General features: G+C 44.9%; 17 protein-coding genes. 12 read left to right on the top strand and 5 right to left on the bottom strand.

Annotated elements, in window-relative coordinates; translation table 11 throughout:
* Window positions 1-3: 3 nt before the first annotated feature.
* Window positions 4-747: a sporulation protein gene (locus VEJY3_RS06315; protein ID WP_014231609.1), complete on the bottom strand. Its 744-nt coding sequence runs from the start codon at window positions 745-747 to the stop codon at window positions 4-6.
* Window positions 748-1,010: 263 nt separating this feature from the next.
* Here VEJY3_RS06315 and hutC point away from each other — a divergent pair, with 263 nt between their 5' ends.
* The 4 genes from hutC to VEJY3_RS06295 all read left to right on the top strand — a co-directional run bounded on the left by hutC (window position 1,011) and on the right by VEJY3_RS06295 (window position 5,122).
* On the top strand, window positions 1,011-1,718 hold the full coding sequence (hutC, locus tag VEJY3_RS06310) for a histidine utilization repressor (protein ID WP_014231608.1): 708 nt from the start codon (window positions 1,011-1,013) through the stop codon (window positions 1,716-1,718).
* Window positions 1,719-1,845: 127 nt separating this feature from the next.
* Window positions 1,846-3,096, top strand: a complete 1,251-nt coding sequence (gene hutI, locus VEJY3_RS06305; RefSeq protein WP_014231607.1) for an imidazolonepropionase — start codon at window positions 1,846-1,848, stop codon at window positions 3,094-3,096.
* A gap of 1 nt (window position 3,097) precedes the next feature.
* Window positions 3,098-4,096, top strand: coding sequence for a formimidoylglutamase (gene hutG, locus VEJY3_RS06300; protein WP_014231606.1), 999 nt, complete (start codon window positions 3,098-3,100; stop codon window positions 4,094-4,096).
* A gap of 300 nt (window positions 4,097-4,396) precedes the next feature.
* Window positions 4,397-5,122, top strand: coding sequence for a DUF3581 domain-containing protein (locus tag VEJY3_RS06295; protein WP_014231605.1), 726 nt, complete (start codon window positions 4,397-4,399; stop codon window positions 5,120-5,122).
* Window positions 5,123-5,189: 67 nt separating this feature from the next.
* On the opposite strand, the gene VEJY3_RS06290 is transcribed toward VEJY3_RS06295, so the two are convergent.
* Window positions 5,190-6,176, bottom strand: coding sequence for a glutathione S-transferase family protein (locus VEJY3_RS06290; protein WP_014231604.1), 987 nt, complete (start codon window positions 6,174-6,176; stop codon window positions 5,190-5,192).
* A 17-nt stretch (window positions 6,177-6,193) separates the two neighbouring features.
* A complete protein-coding gene (gene ygiD, locus VEJY3_RS06285; RefSeq protein ID WP_014231603.1) occupies window positions 6,194-7,018 on the bottom strand; it encodes a 4,5-DOPA dioxygenase extradiol in 825 nt (274 codons plus the stop codon).
* A gap of 146 nt (window positions 7,019-7,164) precedes the next feature.
* Here ygiD and VEJY3_RS06280 point away from each other — a divergent pair, with 146 nt between their 5' ends.
* Window positions 7,165-8,067, top strand: coding sequence for a LysR family transcriptional regulator (locus VEJY3_RS06280; protein ID WP_014231602.1), 903 nt, complete (start codon window positions 7,165-7,167; stop codon window positions 8,065-8,067).
* A gap of 44 nt (window positions 8,068-8,111) precedes the next feature.
* On the opposite strand, the gene VEJY3_RS06275 is transcribed toward VEJY3_RS06280, so the two are convergent.
* Entirely contained in the window at window positions 8,112-8,573 is a 462-nt protein-coding gene (locus VEJY3_RS06275; RefSeq protein ID WP_014231601.1) for an isoprenylcysteine carboxylmethyltransferase family protein, read from the bottom strand.
* A 79-nt stretch (window positions 8,574-8,652) separates the two neighbouring features.
* Entirely contained in the window at window positions 8,653-11,688 is a 3,036-nt protein-coding gene (locus VEJY3_RS06270) for an FAD-binding and (Fe-S)-binding domain-containing protein (protein WP_014231600.1), read from the bottom strand.
* Window positions 11,689-11,952: 264 nt separating this feature from the next.
* Here VEJY3_RS06270 and VEJY3_RS06265 point away from each other — a divergent pair, with 264 nt between their 5' ends.
* From VEJY3_RS06265 to VEJY3_RS06235, 7 genes are all read left to right on the top strand, one after another.
* Complete coding sequence (locus tag VEJY3_RS06265; protein WP_014231599.1) at window positions 11,953-12,633, top strand: DUF3334 family protein; 681 nt, start codon at window positions 11,953-11,955, stop codon at window positions 12,631-12,633.
* A gap of 188 nt (window positions 12,634-12,821) precedes the next feature.
* Window positions 12,822-13,517, top strand: a complete 696-nt coding sequence (locus tag VEJY3_RS06260) for a DUF2786 domain-containing protein (RefSeq protein WP_014231598.1) — start codon at window positions 12,822-12,824, stop codon at window positions 13,515-13,517.
* Between the two features lie 194 nt (window positions 13,518-13,711).
* The gene (locus tag VEJY3_RS06255; RefSeq protein ID WP_014231597.1) at window positions 13,712-14,380 is read left to right on the top strand and encodes an OmpA family lipoprotein; all 669 of its coding nucleotides are present in this window, start codon (window positions 13,712-13,714) and stop codon (window positions 14,378-14,380) included.
* A 75-nt stretch (window positions 14,381-14,455) separates the two neighbouring features.
* Window positions 14,456-15,412, top strand: a complete 957-nt coding sequence (locus VEJY3_RS06250; protein ID WP_041170213.1) for a J domain-containing protein — start codon at window positions 14,456-14,458, stop codon at window positions 15,410-15,412.
* Between the two features lie 177 nt (window positions 15,413-15,589).
* The gene (locus VEJY3_RS06245; protein WP_014231595.1) at window positions 15,590-15,775 is read left to right on the top strand and encodes a hypothetical protein; all 186 of its coding nucleotides are present in this window, start codon (window positions 15,590-15,592) and stop codon (window positions 15,773-15,775) included.
* Window positions 15,776-16,141: 366 nt separating this feature from the next.
* Window positions 16,142-16,534, top strand: coding sequence for a SulA-like leucine-rich domain-containing protein (locus VEJY3_RS06240; protein ID WP_014231594.1), 393 nt, complete (start codon window positions 16,142-16,144; stop codon window positions 16,532-16,534).
* Between the two features lie 217 nt (window positions 16,535-16,751).
* On the top strand, window positions 16,752-17,855 hold the full coding sequence (locus tag VEJY3_RS06235) for a phosphoribosylaminoimidazolesuccinocarboxamide synthase (RefSeq protein ID WP_014231593.1): 1,104 nt from the start codon (window positions 16,752-16,754) through the stop codon (window positions 17,853-17,855).
* Window positions 17,856-17,903: the final 48 nt, after the last annotated feature.

The following is a 17,903-nucleotide window of genomic DNA, read 5'->3' as shown; positions in this document are numbered from 1 at the left end:
CAATTATAAACTTAAAGTTGGAGCAATCGCTGCGGCGACTTGAGCATCTGTCGCACTGATTGGTAAAGTGAATGAACGATACTGGTCGCCAGACAAGCTGAGCGAACGGTCGATTTCTGCTAAACAGTGGATGACTTGCCCGTCTAAAATGAAGGAAAGTTCAATTTCTTTCGAAGAGATGAAACCGTTGTTACGGAACTCCAATTCCTGATAGATACCTGAGCGAGAAGAGAAAGAACCGCCGCGCAAGAAACCTTTTTCAACATCTGCTTTCACCATTGAAAATCCGGCTTGTTCGATCGACTGAATGACTCGTGATACCACTGGCAGTGGCTTAACTTCAATATAGTCGCGGTCACGCGGGTCCATCGCGAAGTCAATGTCTAAGGTTGTTTCTAACCAAACGTGACATTGATTTTTTAATGCGTTGACCAGAGTAATGGGTGTTTCATCATGTAACTTCAACTGAAAAGGCACTTGCTTTTCTTCATTGGCTTGAATCACAAAAGGCTCAACAGCTTTCAGCTGATCAAGCGTAAACGTCTCATATCTGACGCTGTCATCCACTTCTACTTTCATTTCCGTATTCAGTTTAATGGTGATTGCGTCAATGCGCTGTTCTACATCGCCACCAATAATTTGGACATACCCTGTAAGCGTTGAACCCTGGTAAACACTCATCTCGTCCAAAATGGTATCCACTTTTGCCGAACCAATACCTAATGATGCTTTTAACTTTTTAAACATTTCTTCCCTTACGTCTCTATCATTTTTATTTTGATTGTGACCTATTTACACAATTGCTTCATGCGCTTCAAGCTATAGACATCGAGAATTCGGGCTATTTCCCTTATCGATGAAAAATAACCACGCGGCTCCAACATTCAGCATCAGAGTCACTCACGCAATGCTGTGACTAAACCAGCCATATTGATACCCGTTGGAGAGAACTGTTTGCTATTTTTCCTCAAATTGAGCACTATTTGTATAGTCAATTAAAGGAACTCATTATGTCTGCGCCACTCTACATGCAAATTAAGCAATTTATCCTCGATAAAATTGAAACCGGAGAGTGGATGACCGGACAACGTATCGCAACCGAGTTCGAATTAACGGAACAATTTGAAGTCAGTAGAATGACCGTGAACAAGGCGATTCGAGATCTCGTGAATGAAGGCAGGCTTCAACGTCGCCCGCGGCTTGGCACATTTGTCTGTAATCCGGTTGAGAAATCGGAGTCACCATTGCTAGACATCCGCAATATTGCTGCAGAAGTGAGGGACCGCGGCCGTGAGTATCGCAGCAAGGTTCTAAAACAGGTCGCGATTAAAGCCGATGCGACCATCGCAACAAAACTTGGCGTGATGCTGGGCACCACCGTATTCTACAGTGAAATTATCCACTACGAAGACAGCACACCAATTCAGTTGGAACTGCGCTGGGTCAACAGCCAATATGCGCCAAGCTACCTGGACCAAGACTTTACTCATATCACGCCTAATCAGTTTTTGTCAGACAACTGCCCGCTCAGTGCTATCGAACACACTGTGGAGGCTATCGTTCCTGATAACCGCATAAAGCTTGATCTCAATATGTCATCCAACGAGCCTTGTCTTCTCCTAAACCGAAGAACCTGGAGCCAGGATAAATTGGTCAGCACGGCTTTACTTTACCATCCAGGGAATAAATACAAACTGAGTTCCAAAGTACTGATTTAAACGAGTGGGAATAACAATCCTCCTACTCTTCGATCACACCTTTACAACATCAATCTTGTCATCGATACTTTCTTGTTATACATATTTGTATATACATTTAAAACTACAAACCAAATAGGATATAAAAATGGACTTGCTGATTGAAAATGCGCGTCTGGTCACTATGACGCAAGGGGAAGCAGGATATCTGCCTACATCACCTGCGCGTGTCGGGATTCAATCTGGGAAAATCGTCGCCATCAGTACTCGTGCCTTTGGTGAGGACGATCCTCAGATCGAGTCACAGCTAGATCCACAGCTCTACCCTCAAAGTTTCGATCTGCAAGGCAAACTGATGATGCCGGGTTTGATTGATTGCCATACTCACCTTGTTTATGCAGGCAATCGCGCGAACGAATTCGAGATGCGTTTAAACGGTGTGCCGTATCAGGAGATCGCTCAACAAGGCGGTGGTATTCTCTCGACAGTAAAAGCAACAAGAGCGGCCACTGAGGAGCAACTCGTCGAACTCGCACTCCCTCGTTTAGACGGGCTGCTCGCTAGTGGCGTGACTTCAATAGAAGTGAAATCAGGCTACGGGTTAACACTCAATGACGAACTCAAAATGTTGCGTGCCGCAAAAGCGCTGGAGCAAGAACGAAAGGTTAAGATAACTACTACGCTGCTTGCTGCGCATGCACTACCACCAGAGTTTGCTGGTCGCGCGGATGACTATATTGAACATATTTGTCAGGACATCATCCCACTCGTTGCAGAAGAAAAGCTCGCCACCAGCGTCGATGTTTTTTGTGAATCTATCGGCTTTAACCTAGAGCAGACAGAAAAAGTGTTTGCCACAGCAAAACAACACGGCTTAAAAGTAAAAGGCCACACAGAACAGTTATCTAACCTTGGTGGCACCGCGCTTACTGCACAGTATAACGGCCTCTCTGCCGATCATATTGAGTTCCTCGATGAAGAAGGTGTTATCGCGCTTTCAAAATCAGAAACGGTCGCAACCTTACTGCCTGGTGCGTTCTACTTTTTACGTGAAACGCAACTGCCACCGATTGAATTACTGAGAAAGCATCACGTACCGATGGCGATCGCAACTGATGTTAACCCAGGTACATCACCATTTTCCGATATGACCCTGATGATGAACATGGCGTGTACCCTATTCCGTCTGACGCCTCAAGAAGCACTACGAGGTGCAACCCAACATGCGGCAAAAGCATTGGGCTACGAAGAGTCTCGAGGAGCGATAAAAGTTGGCTTTGATGCCGATTTCTCGATTTGGGATATCGACCATCCAGCAGACCTTAGCTACCAAGTCGGTGCAAAACGTCTGGTAGGTCGTATAGTAAATGGTGAATACATTGCACATGGAGGCCTTTAAGATGTCTCAATCCGATCTACATAATCCGCTATTTCACTGGCAAGGTCGTCATGATGCCGAAGATGGTAAGCTTGGCCAACGTATCCACCATGTTGTCCAACATCAGCCAGCTCACGAGCTGGAAAAAGTGGCGCAAGGCGTTTCAATATTAGGCTTTGCTACCGATGCTGGCGTAGCAAGAAACAAAGGCCGCGTCGGAGCGAAGAAATCGCCTGATTTAATCCGTCGAGCACTGGCAAATCTTGCTTGGCACAAAGATGCCCCAATTTACGATCTCGGAACGGTGGTATGTGAAGACGATTTGTTGGAAGAAAGTCAGGCTCGTTGTGCAAGTACCATTGCTCAAGCACTTCCCCACACGCCAGTCATTGTGTTGGGCGGCGGGCACGAAATTGCATGGGCATCATTTTCCGGACTTGCGGAGTACTTCAAGTCTCATCATCCGGATAAAAAGCCGAAAATTGGCATTATCAATTTCGACGCGCACTTCGATCTGCGAGCTTTCGAAAGCCAGGTAGCCGATGTGAAGCCAAGCTCCGGTACCCCATTTAATCAAATTCATCACTTTTGCCAACGCAATGATTGGGCATTCCACTATGCGTGTTTAGGGGTGAGTCGCAGCAGCAATACTCAGGCTCTATTCCAAAAAGCGGATGACTTAAATGTGTGGTACGTAGAAGATCATCAGCTTAGTTATTTGAACCTCAGCTACCATCTGACGCAACTGCAGCATTTTATCGACGATTGTGATTACCTGTATCTGACGATTGACTTGGACGTATTTCCAGCTGCAACGGCTCCTGGTGTAAGTGCGCCAGCTGCTCGTGGCGTGAGTTACGATACGATTGCACCATTCTTAGAGCGTATTCTTCATTGTAAAAACAAGTTGATGCTGGCAGATATTGCCGAGTACAACCCAAATTATGATGTCGATAGCCAAACGGCACGCTTAGCGGCTCGTTTATGTTGGGACATTGCCAATGCGATGGCAGAGAAGTAACTCCAGTTATTATTTAAACTTCTTTCATTAATGCAGTATTTAAAAGGCTCTACCTAAAGTGTGGGGCCTTTTTGTGTCTATACTTCTATCATATAAGTGAATACCTAGATATCGCCGTGTCATGAACACTTAGGCCTCTGGCTTTATAGGTATTAAAAGTAATTCAAGTGTGCGTTTTTACACATTTATCTTTCGATGAGCATATCATGGTGAAGATACGATGAAATCTCACTGGATGGACCATTGCCCGTCAGTGTTTCGCATATAATCCCTTACAGTTTTGGTTACTACGTAAAAATTATGTTTCTAACACCTTATTTTTCTAACAATGAGCACCAGTTTCAGTTCACTCGCGAGCAAGCAAGTCACTTTGCGAAGCGCGTAGCTGGCGATTACAACCCAATCCATGATGAAGACAACAAACGCTTCTGTGTACCTGGCGATCTACTGTTTGCCGTACTGCTAAGCAAAGAAGGCATCAGTCAAAAAATGCGCTTCAACTTCTCTGGCATGGTAAATGACGGCGTTGCGCTTCATATTGAGAATAAGTGTGAGAAAGAAAGTGCAGTTGTTGATGCTGCTGGCAAAGAATATTTGCACATGTCTCGCGAAGGTGAAACCAACCGTGACCCAGCATTTATTGAACATGTAGTGACAAATTACGTTCAGTTTTCTGGCATGAACTTCCCTCACATCATGGTTCCTCTTATGGAAGAGCAGCAAATGATGATCAACTGCCAACGCCCATTAGTGATTTACGAAAGTATGGAAGTTGAATTCTCTCGTCTGGATCTAACCCATCCGGAGGTAGAATTTACAGGCGCAACTTTCGACGTAGACGGCAAGCGTGGCGTAGTGACGTTGAACTTCGCGTTCAAAGAAGATGGTGAAGTTGTCGGTAACGGCATTAAGCGTATGGTTGCAAGTGGTTTGAAACCTTACGACCAAGAAGCTGTTGATGATTTGGTCACGCGCTTCCATGAGCGTAAGGACGCATTCTTAGCAAAGTTCGTTGAGGCAGCGTAATTACTGCCTCATACTCCTAAGAAACCAAATTCTAGCGGTAACGACTTAATGCGTTACCGCTATTTTTTTAGCCCGTCTTATTCGCGTTTCTTGCTGACTGAATCATTGCCTCAATATAGGCAGGTCCGGTTGGACGAATTCCCGCTGGATTTAGCTCTTTTATCGAGTAATAGCCCGCTGTAATGTGATCGATACTGACCGTATCTACCACACCCGGAAGATTAAGTATGCGTTCCATGTAGCTGGAAAGGTTCGGATAATCTGCAATTTGCTTGCGATTGGTTTTGAATAAGCCGTGATATGCCGCATCAAAACGAATCAAAGTAACAAAGGTACGGATGTCCGTTTCTGTTAGTTGATTACCAACCAGATAATCTTGTCCTTCCAAACGCCTTTCTAACTCATCTAACATAGCAAACACTTTGTTTACCGCTTCTTCATAAGCATCTTGGGACTGAGTAAAGCCAGCCTTATAAACACCATTGTTGAGATCGTTGTAGATACGAGGGTTAAGTTCTTCAATCTCCGCAGAAAACGTCTCCGGATACAGTCTGATATCCGATGGAACAATCTCTTCAAAAGCCGTATCCAGCATTCGCAGAATATCCGCACTTTCGTTGTTCACCAGTACATTTTGTTTCATGTCCCACAACACGGGTACCGTTGCACGCCCAGTGTAAGTCGGGTTCGCACGCGTATATATTTCATGCATGTACTGTGATGAAAACAGCGGATCGGTATCAGCACCATCGTAACCACCAAATGCCCACCCTTGTGATGTCATTTGAGGATTGACCACGGTGACAGGAATAATATCTTCCAATCCTTTCAGTTTACGTGCGATCAATGTGCGCGATGCCCAAGGGCAAATTAGCGCAACATATAAGCGGTAACGTCCTGGCTCTGCTTTAAATCCCCCAGTTCCTGTAGGACCCGGGCTACCATCCGGAGTAATCCAGTTACGAAACTCGGAGACCTGTCGAACAAAGCGCCCCTTGTCATCCGCTTTTTGTAACGCTTTCCAGTTCTCTGTCCATTTTCCATTCACTAACATACTTTAATCCCCTAATTTTAAGCGCCGTTGAAAACGAATGAGCGCATTGAGATTGAACCTAGCTCGACACCTTGTGAGGTATAAATGAGTTCATCTTTCAAATTTGATGCTCCAGCGATCGTCAATGCTGGCGCGTAATGCTCGAGTGTCGGGTTAGCCATTCGCAATAGGCTTCCCATAGAAGCAACATCGGCTAACGATTTAAAGTCACGGTTATTCAGTTGGTCAGCGACATACTGATCAAATTCAATCGCCCAATCGTGTGGCTTACCATCAAACTGCAAGGCTCTTAAATTGTGAACAATATTGCCCGAGCCAAGAATCAACACGCCTCGATCGCGTAACTCAGAGAGCTTTTTACCGATGCTTAAGTGCCAGTTCATGTCTTTGGTGATATCAATGGATAGTTGAAACACTGGCACATCGGCCGCCGGGAACATTGAGTTCAACACTGACCATGCACCATGATCGAGTCCCCAAGTGTCATCAGTATGTACATGATGATCTGACAACAGCGCAGCGACTTCTTTAGCGAGCTCTGGATGCCCTTTCGCCGGATATTGCTTCTCGTATAACGCATCTGGGAACCCGTAAAAGTCATGAATGGTACGAGGTAATGCAGATACATCGACCAGCGTACTACCTTGGGTCATCCAGTGCGCAGAAACCACTAGTATCGCTTGAGGTCTTGGCAATGTACGTCCCAGTTCCACCCAACTGCGTGTGAATTCATTATCTTCAATGACGTTCATTGGGGAGCCATGACCAAGGAATACCACCGGCATTCTTGGTGAAGCTTTAAATCTGTTTTTCAGCTTTTGAAGTGAGGACATAACGCTCATCGCTTTTCCCTTAATTTGTCAGTACCACAACATTGTGGTTCGTTTTAACTTGGTATGGAGAAATTATGTACGCAGCAAACTTTCAATACAATGACGATTATGTAGAATGATATTCAACAAAACGTTCCTAATATTGGAGTATTAAGATGGACTTGGTTGATGGTTTAAAAGCATTTGTCGCCACCGCACAAACAGGGTCTTTTACAGAAGCAGCACAAAGGCTCGGCGTATCTAACCGAATCACTTCTAAATATGTCGCTCAGTTAGAGGAAAGGATTGGCGCACAGTTATTGCAGAGAACGACTCGGAAAGTTGGCCTTACTCCCACAGGTCAGGCGTTGCTTGCTCGGGCTCCTACTCTATTAGACGAGTTGGATGACCTGCTGGGTGCAATATCTGAAGAGTCCAAAGGGTTAACTGGCGTACTGCGTGTATCCGCACCATTGACGTTTGGAGAGATTTACATCACCGGGTTATTGAGCCGCTTTTCTGCCCTTCATCCTCAGCTATCGATTGATCTACGTTTGAGTGATTCCTATGTAGACTTAGCTACTGAGGGCATTGATTTAGCGTTTCGTATCGGACTGCCAGACACAGCGACACTGAAAGTAAGGAAGCTTGGGGAAATCACCAGTTGCGTCGTCGCCTCGCCTGAATACCTGAAGCAACGAGGAACACCAAATACACCTCAAGAACTCAAGGATCATTTCTGTATTATCGATACCAACCGAAGAGGTCACAACAAGTGGTTATTCTATCGCGGCAAACAAGAAACCGCCGTCGTACCTGAGAGGAACCTGATGGTGAACAGTGCTCGCATCGCAAAAGATTGGGCGATAGATGGACGTGGGATAGCGATTTGTCCAGATTTCGTTTTACAACACGATCTTGAGAGTGGAAGGCTGGTACAACTCCTCGACGAATACAGCATGAATAAGCACCCGATTAACGCGGTCTATTTAGAAGGAAACGTAATACCGCGAAAAGTCCGGGCACTTATCGATTTCGTGGTAGAAGACTTCGCTCAAAGACCACCTGGTGCTATTTAGGCCAAAGGTAAATCGCCTTTAGAACATAGCGAAACGATCTGCGCTTATATCCAGCGACGTACCCGGTTTTTGTATTTCAGGTAATCTTCACCAAACAGCCTTTCTAACACGTGCTCTTCAGGCTTAATTTGGTAACGATTCATATAGGAGATAAACAGAGCACCACAAGGGATGACGCTAAGGTGCTGCCACCACAAACCCAGAGCGATAATAAGCAGCAACAGAGCCACATACATCGGGTTTCGGGTATAGGCGAAGACACCAGTGTTTACGACAGATGACGCAGACTCCGGCTTAACTGGATTGACCGTTGTCTTCGCTTTACGAAATTCATAAACGCCGGCAATGCCAATAAAGCCCGATAACAGCGTTAAAGCAGCGACAACAAATTCGACAAAAGGGACTGTGATCTTAAATGTCGGCGTCAGTCCTTTCAGCCAATACATAAGTAAAACCACCAGCAAAAAGACCGCGACAGGTGGCACTCTAAGTTCAAGTTTTCTCAAGGTTCAAATCCTTTGAAGTCTCAAGTTGATGAGTCGATAAAAAGCCCAGCAGAACTGGGCTTATTCTTCATTGAAGTGATTAAATAAGTGTCAGCAACGCCTGAACCGGATGCTTCTGCTTAGTGCCTTCAAAACGTTTTACCTGACTTCGACAAGAGTAACCCGTGATGAGACATCGCTCGTTGTCCAACTTATCTAAGTTTGGCTTCCAGCTTAGGTTGTAAATGTCTTTCGACATCGTCACCTTATCAACCTCGTGCCCAAAAGTCCCCGCCATACCACAGCATCCAACCGGGACGGTATTTAGTACCGCACCGAAGTGAGAGAAAATTGCACCCCACTCTTTTTCTGCGTTTGGCATTTTGGTTTTTTCTGTACAGTGAGCAAACAGATACCAAGGTTCTTGCTGAGTAGACTCTACTGATGCGAAATCTTCCAGTCTTGGATAGAGCCATTCATGAGCGGTCAGCACCTCAAATTCACCGCGCTTGTTGCCCAGTACTTCGTTGTATTCATCTCGGTAGCAAAGCACTAATGCTGGGTCAACACCCACCATTGGAATGCCCAGATCGGCAACCAAAGATAAAAACTTCGCGGTATCCGTTGCTGTTTCTGAGAACTGGCGTAAAAAGCCTTTGATATGCTGCGCTTTACCATTTGGTTTAAATGGCAGTAAAACCGGATTCATGCCCAGTTTTTTTGTCAGCTTCACAAAATCTTCTACCACTTCGGCATCGTAATAGCTGGTAAACGGATCTTGAACGATCAGAACATGTTTGCTCTTCTGTTCTGAAGACAATCGAGACAACGCGGTGAGGTCATAAGCGGTTGTCAGAGATTCAATACGTTTTTGCAAAGTCGGTACAGACAGCAAAGGCGCATCCACGTAACCCACTGTCGATGCAGTTAGGCTTTTCACCCAAGATTGCTTCAGGACACCGTTCACGACACCAGGGGCTTTCGCCATCAGCGGTAACATGGTTTCAATGTTCGCCACCAGGTAATCTTTTGCAGGACGCTGGTAGCGAGAGTGATAGATATTTAAGAAGCGAGAACGGAAGCTCGGCACATCCACTTTAATCGGGCACTGGCTGGCACACGCTTTACAAGCCAAACAGCCATTCATCGCCTCATAGACCTCATGAGAGAAATCATATTCATGACGACGGTTAATTGAATGACGAACGCGATCGATCATAGTTTTGATCGACGATTTGTTTTCCAATGCTTGTTGTTCAAGGTCGAGAATATCGATACCTTGCTCTGTCAACTGACGCAACCACTCACGCACTAGCCCTGCCCGACCTTTAGGAGAGTGACGACGGTCAGCCGTGACTTTCATCGATGGACACATTGGTGAGCTGGTGTCGTAGTTAAAACACAGGCCATTACCGTTACATTCCATCGCTTGCTTGAAGCTGTCGCGAACCTGAACATCAATCTGACGATCGAAGTAACCACGTTTGGTGTCAGTTACTTTCACCAACTCTGCATCACTGTCTAACGGCGTACAGATTTTCCCCGGGTTCATCTTGTTGTGAGGGTCAAACGCCGCTTTTACGCGTCTTAGCTCAGTAAACAGCTCTTCACCAAAGAATTCCGGTCCGTATTCTGAACGGAAACCTTTTCCGTGTTCACCCCACATCAAGCCGCCGTATTTCGCGACGAGCTTAACCACTTCATCCGAGAGTTCATGCATTAGCACTTCTTGCTGCGGATCGCACAGATCCAGAGCAGGACGAACGTGCAATACGCCCGCATCGACGTGGCCAAACATACCGTAGTTGAGAGACTTTCCGTCAAGCAGTTCGCGGAACTCAGCAATGAAATCGGCTAAGTTTTCTGGTGGGACACACGTATCTTCAGCAAACGGTACCGGTTTAGCACGACCTTTAGCCGCACCCAGCAGACCTACCGCTTTTTTACGCATGTTGTAAATACGGCCAATGCTCGCCACATCATTGCACACCTGATAGCCAATAATGCCCGCTTCTTCAGTTTCGAGCATGGTATCAAGTTTGGCAGTTAACGCCGCGACTTGAGAGGCGATCTCCTCAGCATCTTCGCCTGCGTATTCCACCATGTTGATACCAAGCATCTCTTTGTCTGGTACATCCGTGATGAGATCGCTGACCGTATGCCAAACAATATCTTGTTTCGCGAGGTTAAGAACTTTTGAGTCGACCGTTTCTACCGACATCGCGTTTGCTTGCACCATCAGTGGCGCGTTACGCAATGCTGAATCAAAACTGTTGTATTTAACGTTCACCAAGGTACGCACTTTAGGAATACGAGTCAGGTTTAACTTCGCTTCGGTGATAAAAGCAAGTGAACCCTCTGCGCCACACAAAACGCGGGTGATATCGAAACTATCATCCTCTTCGTTAAGTGCATTTTTCAGATCGTATCCAGTTAAGAAACGGTTTAAAGGTGGGAACTTATCGTTAATTTGTTGACGCTTTTCACGACAGACGGATTCGGTGACGTTCAGCGCGGTTGCGGCAAACTCGCCTTCGTTTGGATAACCATGAGACAAGTCAGACTCTAAAATCGAACCATCGGCAAACACGGCTTGAAGTGAGAGGACATGATCTGACGTTTTGCCGTATTTTAATGATCCCTGACCAGAGGCGTCAGTGTTGACCATACCGCCGATAGTGGCGCGATTACTGGTGGATAAGTCAGGTGAGAAAAAATAACCATAAGGGCGTACTGCATCATTTAACTGGTCTTTAATCACACCAGTCTGAACGCGTACCCAGCCTTCTTCCTCATTGATTTCAAGCACTTTGTTCATGTGGCGAGATAAGTCAACCACAATGCCTTTCGTTAGGGACTGCCCATTAGTACCAGTACCGCCACCGCGAGGTGAGAACGTGATTCGCTCGTATTTTTCTTTATTGCTCAGTTTACCAATAAGCGCAACATCTTGCGTTGTTCTTGGATGAACAACAGCCTGAGGTAGCTGCTGGTACACACTGTTGTCAGTGGAAACCGCAAGTCGGCTTGAGTATTGGCTTTCTATATCGCCGGTGAATCCAGCTTGTTCAAGCTCTTTTAAAAAAATCAGAACAAGAGGGTCGACGTCAGTTTGCGAGTGTAATCTTGGTAACATTTGCTTCCTGCCCCTACGACGCTGATCCTATCAGCTGCGGGTTATCTAATTATTTTACTCAATCCTCAAGCTGCTTTTCGAAAGAGTCTCGAGACAGGCAGTAGAGTTAGAGTGGAGTGATTTTCTTCGGGTTTGATCACTTTACAACATTTGAAAAAGCGATTAAATCAGAATCTCAATACAATATTGAAACTTATGCTTTATTTCTTGACTATTAATGCCTTACATTGAGAAAAAAATCGCCTTTCTCAATGAGCTTTCAGAATGAAAAAGAATAAAGTAGTAACCACAGAAGATATCCTTCTAAAACTTTGCCAGTCAGTTTCTGGCGTCCTTACCTCTGCCACCTCTTCCCAAGTCAACTATTCCGCCATGGTGCAAAAGATCAACAAAACCAGCCTTAAGCCAGATTTTGGTTGTTTTGTCTTGTTTGATGGTGGATTCACCGGCTTAGTTGTCATTAACTTTACGGCCAAAGCCGCACTTGAGATCTACACCAATTACATGCGCAATATGGGAATGCCCGAAGAAGAACTGGCCATCTCTCATACATCCGATGAAGTGGCCGATGTGCTTGGCGAGCTGATGAATCAATTAGTGGGTGACTTCACGAATAAAATCCGTAAAGAGTTACAAACCATCATCACGCAAAATCAGCCTAAAATGCTGTCACTGAATAAACAGGTTATTTTGCAGGTAGACACCAACCTTGATCGCCCTCAGGCGCGCCGTGTGACTTTCTCTACCGCAAATAACAACATCTTTTACCTTGAACTGGCTATGGATAAAACCGAGTTTATTCAGCTGGAAGAATTTGAAATCGCTGAAGACGAAAACCCGGATGATATTCTGGAAGCCACTCGCAAAAAGATGGCAGAAAAGGAAGTTCAGGAATCACTTGCAACAGATGAAGCCAATGACTTGTTAAACCAACTGGGCTTGTAACCGCGTACAACATCTTTGTCCCTCCATATCAGAGAAATCTGACCTTCTGAATAGAATGCAGGAATACCACGCTCCGGCTCGCAACGGGGCGTTTTCCTTCTTTAGCCGTCGCATTGTATTTCGTTTTTATGTCAAAAAAGGTAATATATCTGACTTCATAAATTTTCTGCTTTAGTAATTGGTTGTCGATGGATAAACAAAAAGCCCTGAAAAAAATCGCCAAGTGTTTAGAACTGGGTAACTCTGCCAACGTCAATGAGGCCGCAAATGCCATCAAGATGGCTCACCGCCTGATGATGAAGTATGGTCTGGACAAAGATGACATTGAGTTCATCAAAATGGGAAAAACACAGTCTTCCCATCTATTACCTGCGAACATAAGTTCTACCATTTTGCGCGTGATTCGTGGCATCAACACCAAATTTGGCGTTGAAGCGGTACTGCTGAATCACAAAGGGCTTAAACGCGTTGAGTTTATTGGTGAAGCGGACCGTGCGATTTTCGCCGCCTTTGCGTTCGATATTATCTATCGTGAAATGAACGAAAGTACTGGCCAATTCCGCAACAGTTTTGCGGGTAGCGGTACTTCTTCAATGGAAGTGACACGCCGCGTGAACTCGTTTGTCTCAGGTTGGGTTGAAGGTGCGATTGAAAAGCTCCCTGTTATCTCTCCAGACGAAGAGTCGGCCAACAAAATCAACGACTATATCGACAAAGAATTCAAAAACATCGATCGCGAAACGTTCAAGAAGCAACTTAAAGAAGCGATGAAAAACCTCACTGCAGACTATGAAGTTGGTCTGAAGAAGGGTCGAAAAGTTTCGGTGAACCGCGGGGTGGGTGGCGAGCAAGCACGTAAAATGCTCAACAATCACTCAGAATAACCTCCTCTATCAGGCCAAATATGTCAATGGTTTAGCAAACCCATTGATCTTATTTGGCCTAAGTAAGACAATTCTTACAATTTTCTGGTTCCATCTTACTTTCACCTAACAAAACTTAAGAACAGCTGATTAATAATTTATATCTCAATTTTATAAAGCAGCGTTTCGCCTCATTTTTATACGGAGATTTTCCCTTGAAAAAGCTGTCTATAGCACTTGCTTTAGTGCTTGCTCTTACAGGCTGTCAAGCCACTCAACGTCAAAATGCCACAACTGGTGAATACGAAACCAACTCCACGACCCTGGGAGCCTTAACTGGTGCCGTTGCTGGTGCAGCTATCGGGTTAGCAACAGGTGACAATGCTAAAGAGCGTCGTCAACGTGCTTTGATCGGCGCAGCTGCTGGTGGTGCAACAGGTGCTGGCGTGGGTTACTACTTTGACAAACAAGAAGCGGCACTACGTCAGGAATTGCTGAATTCTGGTGTACAAGTTCAACGTGTTGGTGAAAACCAGCTTCTGCTTCGTATGGAAAACGGTATTGGCTTTGCGTCAGATTCATACCAATTGGATTACGGCATCCACAACACGCTTCGTGGTGTTGCTCGTATCCTTGTTGAATACCCAGATACCAGCCTTGTGATTGACGGCTACACCGACAGCACTGGCAGTGAGTCACACAACCAGTCACTATCTGAAAACCGCGCAGAATCGGTACGTCAGTTCTTGATACAGCAAAATGTGGCAGCTGGACGTGCAATTGCACGTGGCTATGGTGAACGTAACCCACTTTGTTCAAATCAGACAACTGAAGGCCGCGCTTGTAACCGCCGCGTTGAAATCCAAATCTTGCCTCTGAAGTGATTTGATAGCACCATAAGGTAATTACGGATAATTACCGGAGCAGGCCTAGAAATTGTTTCTAGGCCTGACAAACTAATGGCTTTCAAAACCGTCTTTATATTTATCTTGAGCAGTTGCCTCTCAAGTCTCGTATTTGCCTCCCAGTCCCCTTCTTCAGCGGAAGACCAATTTAAACTGGCTATGAAGTCAGATTCAACGTCTCCAGAAGAGACTCGTTACTGGTTAGAACAATCCGCAAGCCAAGGCTACCTGCCCGCGCAAAAACAGTTAGCGGAAGATTATACTTTGGGATTAACGGGCTCAGTATCCTACCCTCAAGCCGCCTACTGGCTGAGTTCCATCGCTCTGAGTGAACCAGCAGATAGTGGCTACGCCCTTGCCAGTTTCTTGGAAAAGCACCAGCAAAACATCACCACCGATGATTTAATCGAAGCATGGTATCAACTTTCTGCAAAGCAAAACAAAGATGCAGAAATCGCGTACAACCATTTCCTTGAGCAACGTTTTAATCAGTTAAGGGCCAAACAAGTATCGGCAATGACTGAGTTGGACCAAAGCTCCGCTGAAGCGCAACCAATGAAATCCGACGACATAAACCAAGCAAAAGTGTTTAGTGCCGAGCCGTTTCTTGCCATTGGTTTTTGTGGGTTGATGCTGAGCGCTGGTTGGTTTGGGTATAGAAATCAACAGCAGAAGCGCAAACTTCAATTGGTTGATGAAGAAAATCGAACCCGACAACTGGATGTGCAAGTGAAAGAGTTGGAATTCACCAATAAGCAATTAAAACGCCAGTTGGAGCAGGTATTTAGAGAGTTTAAGAAAGTCAAATCTGAATCCGCTCCCCATGATCTGACCATTGCTTGTGCTGTGTTTGGTTACACGCCAAACTCGATTCCACAAGCTCAAGCCGTAAAACTACGTTATCGTCAATTATCCAAGCTTTACCATCCCGATGCTCAAGGAAGCGAAGCAGAGATGAAACGTCTTAATCAAGCTTTTAGAATAATCACACAAAATGTTACAAAAGCGTGAATTTTCAATAATCATTAGAAGCCACAACCTTTCAGCCCTCACAAACAGGGAGCTGCAATCGATTTCCTTCTCAAAACAATTAACAGACATTTAACCTTTCCCACTTACTTGTGTCATAATGTGCTGCGAAAAATAACACCTAAAGACTCTAATTTTTCTAGGTGGGGAGAAAAATCAATGTTCACTGAAGAAGGCACCTGTGATTGGTGTAAGAAACCAGCTCTTATCACGCGACATGACTATGTAGATGGTAAACATCACAATTCATGTCAATCTTGTTACGATATGGCGAAAATCGATGTCCGCCTATTCAACCAAGGTGAATTGCAAATGCGTGAGCGTATGTCTCAACGTGCAAGCTGAAAACTCAAATCAATGGAACTGATTTCTTAAGGCGCCTCATAGGCGCTTTTTTGTTATCTGCTCACCTCCACTGCCATGGAGAACCCGCCAAACACAGTAAAAAGCACTGTATAGACTGATCATAACCACTGTATATACAGTAGTTTTCTTACCTTGACGCCCCACCAATATTGTTAGTTACTTCACATTTCGTAAGCCGTACCAAACATATCATCTAAAATTTAAATATTTATATTTCAATACTTTAAATAAAAATCCCAACAAAACGGCGAAATTGCATTGCTTCAAAAAGCATAAAAACCAGTTGATCGATCCCTTAAAACAAACTACTGTATAGACATACAGCATGTATAAAGGAACAGTAAGATGCAGCTACACAGTCAAACTCAAACATACTCTCGTTACAATGTACTGGCACAAGCTACTCAACCCATGAATGTTTCTAACCAGCTTCTTTCTAAGCTGGCTGTACTGTCTCAGCAGAAACAATGGATTTTGTTTACGTCCGAGTGCCCTCGTCCCAACTTTGACCAGCTCACTGCTTCCAATATTTGTTGTAAAAACGTCATTCAGATGAAGCCATCCCAACAGCTTTCTGAAGTCGAAATTGTAGTTAAAGCGATACGCTCAGGTAACGCCAGTGCGGTTGTCGCATCAAATGACATAGCGCCGATGAATCAGTCTATGCTGCGTGATATTGGCCTACGTTATCAGTGTGAAGTCTTTTTCGTCGAAGGCAGAGTAAACCAGTATCACTAACAAGTTCGACGTTATCCATCCTGCATCTCGCCCCCATTCCATGGGGGCATTTTTTTACCTGCGACTTAGGGAATTAATAAATAAGGCAAACGTTTGCTTTTTCTCTGGCGAGTTAAAATAGTTCTGGTATGATGCCCACATTCGATTTATTCAGCTGCTTACTTTGGCTGAATATCTTCTCTTTATGACGTTTGATTAAGATGATAGGAATGTCGCAATGAGCCTTGCTAATCAAGTACTTGCCGTCAATGACGACCTGCCAATTCGCACTCACAAACCCGTTCACAGCGGTAAAGTTCGTTCAGTTTACTGGTTAACTGAAGAAGACAGCGCCCGCCTGATCAAAGAAAAAGGATACAATGTTGCCCCTGACGCGCCTCTGGCGATCATGGTGATCAGCGACCGTATTTCTGCTTTTGATTGCATTTGGCATGGAGAAGGCGGTCTGAAAGGTGTGCCTGGTAAAGGTGCCGCATTAAACGCGATCTCGAACCACTGGTTCAAACTATTTAAAGACAACGGCCTGGCTGACAGCCACATCTTAGATATTCCTCACCCGTTCGTTTGGATCGTACAGAAAGCAAAACCAGTTAAAATCGAAGCGATTTGCCGTAAGTACATCACAGGTTCTATGTGGCGCGCATACGCAAATGGTGAACGCGAGTTCTGTGGTATCCAGCTTCCTGAAGGTTTGGAAAAAGACAAAGCTCTACCAGAGTTATTGATGACACCTTCAACCAAAGGCATTTTAAAAGGTATCCCTGGTGTACCAGAAGCAGACGACGTAAACATCACTCGTCAGAACATCGTAGATAACTTCGAAGCATTTAACTTCTCTAGTGCAGACGATATTGCACTTTACGAAAAGCTATTGAAAGAAGGCTTTAATGTCATTAGCAATGCGCTAGAAGCGATTGATCAAATCTTTGTCGATACGAAGTTTGAGTTTGGTTACGTTCACGATGCAGCAGGCAACGAAAAACTGATTTACATGGATGAAGTTGGCACGCCAGATTCTTCACGTATTTGGGATGCAAAAGAGTACCAAGCAGGTAATATCGTTGAGAACTCAAAAGAAGGTTTCCGTCAGTTCCTGCTGAACCACTTCCCTGACCCAGATATCTTGCTGAACAAAGAGCGTATGCCTGAGCGTGAAGCACTAGCTCGTGATAACGAACTGCCAGTTGATTCATTGATGGACATTTCCAAGACTTACATTGGTATTGCAGAAAAAATTACTGGTAAGCCAATTACGCTAAGCGAAAATCCAAAAGCCGAGATCATTGACGTTCTTAGCAAAGAATACGGGTTAATCGACTAAAACGTTCGATAGCCAACTGAAGTGTATTGATACAGAAAGTCCGCATTA

This window comes from Vibrio sp. EJY3 (assembly GCF_000241385.1).
Taxonomy (GTDB): domain Bacteria; phylum Pseudomonadota; class Gammaproteobacteria; order Enterobacterales; family Vibrionaceae; genus Vibrio; species Vibrio natriegens.
This window is presented reverse-complemented; position numbering and strand designations above follow the sequence as displayed.

Coding starts and splice junctions, on each gene's coding strand:
- VEJY3_RS06315 (WP_014231609.1), bottom strand. CDS start 747: ATGTTTAAAAAGTTAAAAGCATCATTAGGTATTGGTTCGGCAAAAGTG.
- hutC (WP_014231608.1), top strand. CDS start 1,011: ATGTCTGCGCCACTCTACATGCAAATTAAGCAATTTATCCTCGATAAA.
- hutI (WP_014231607.1), top strand. CDS start 1,846: ATGGACTTGCTGATTGAAAATGCGCGTCTGGTCACTATGACGCAAGGG.
- hutG (WP_014231606.1), top strand. CDS start 3,098: ATGTCTCAATCCGATCTACATAATCCGCTATTTCACTGGCAAGGTCGT.
- VEJY3_RS06295 (WP_014231605.1), top strand. CDS start 4,397: ATGTTTCTAACACCTTATTTTTCTAACAATGAGCACCAGTTTCAGTTC.
- VEJY3_RS06290 (WP_014231604.1), bottom strand. CDS start 6,176: ATGTTAGTGAATGGAAAATGGACAGAGAACTGGAAAGCGTTACAAAAA.
- ygiD (WP_014231603.1), bottom strand. CDS start 7,018: ATGAGCGTTATGTCCTCACTTCAAAAGCTGAAAAACAGATTTAAAGCT.
- VEJY3_RS06280 (WP_014231602.1), top strand. CDS start 7,165: ATGGACTTGGTTGATGGTTTAAAAGCATTTGTCGCCACCGCACAAACA.
- VEJY3_RS06270 (WP_014231600.1), bottom strand. CDS start 11,688: ATGTTACCAAGATTACACTCGCAAACTGACGTCGACCCTCTTGTTCTG.
- VEJY3_RS06265 (WP_014231599.1), top strand. CDS start 11,953: ATGAAAAAGAATAAAGTAGTAACCACAGAAGATATCCTTCTAAAACTT.
- VEJY3_RS06260 (WP_014231598.1), top strand. CDS start 12,822: ATGGATAAACAAAAAGCCCTGAAAAAAATCGCCAAGTGTTTAGAACTG.
- VEJY3_RS06250 (WP_041170213.1), top strand. CDS start 14,456: ATGGCTTTCAAAACCGTCTTTATATTTATCTTGAGCAGTTGCCTCTCA.
- VEJY3_RS06245 (WP_014231595.1), top strand. CDS start 15,590: ATGTTCACTGAAGAAGGCACCTGTGATTGGTGTAAGAAACCAGCTCTT.
- VEJY3_RS06240 (WP_014231594.1), top strand. CDS start 16,142: ATGCAGCTACACAGTCAAACTCAAACATACTCTCGTTACAATGTACTG.
- VEJY3_RS06235 (WP_014231593.1), top strand. CDS start 16,752: ATGAGCCTTGCTAATCAAGTACTTGCCGTCAATGACGACCTGCCAATT.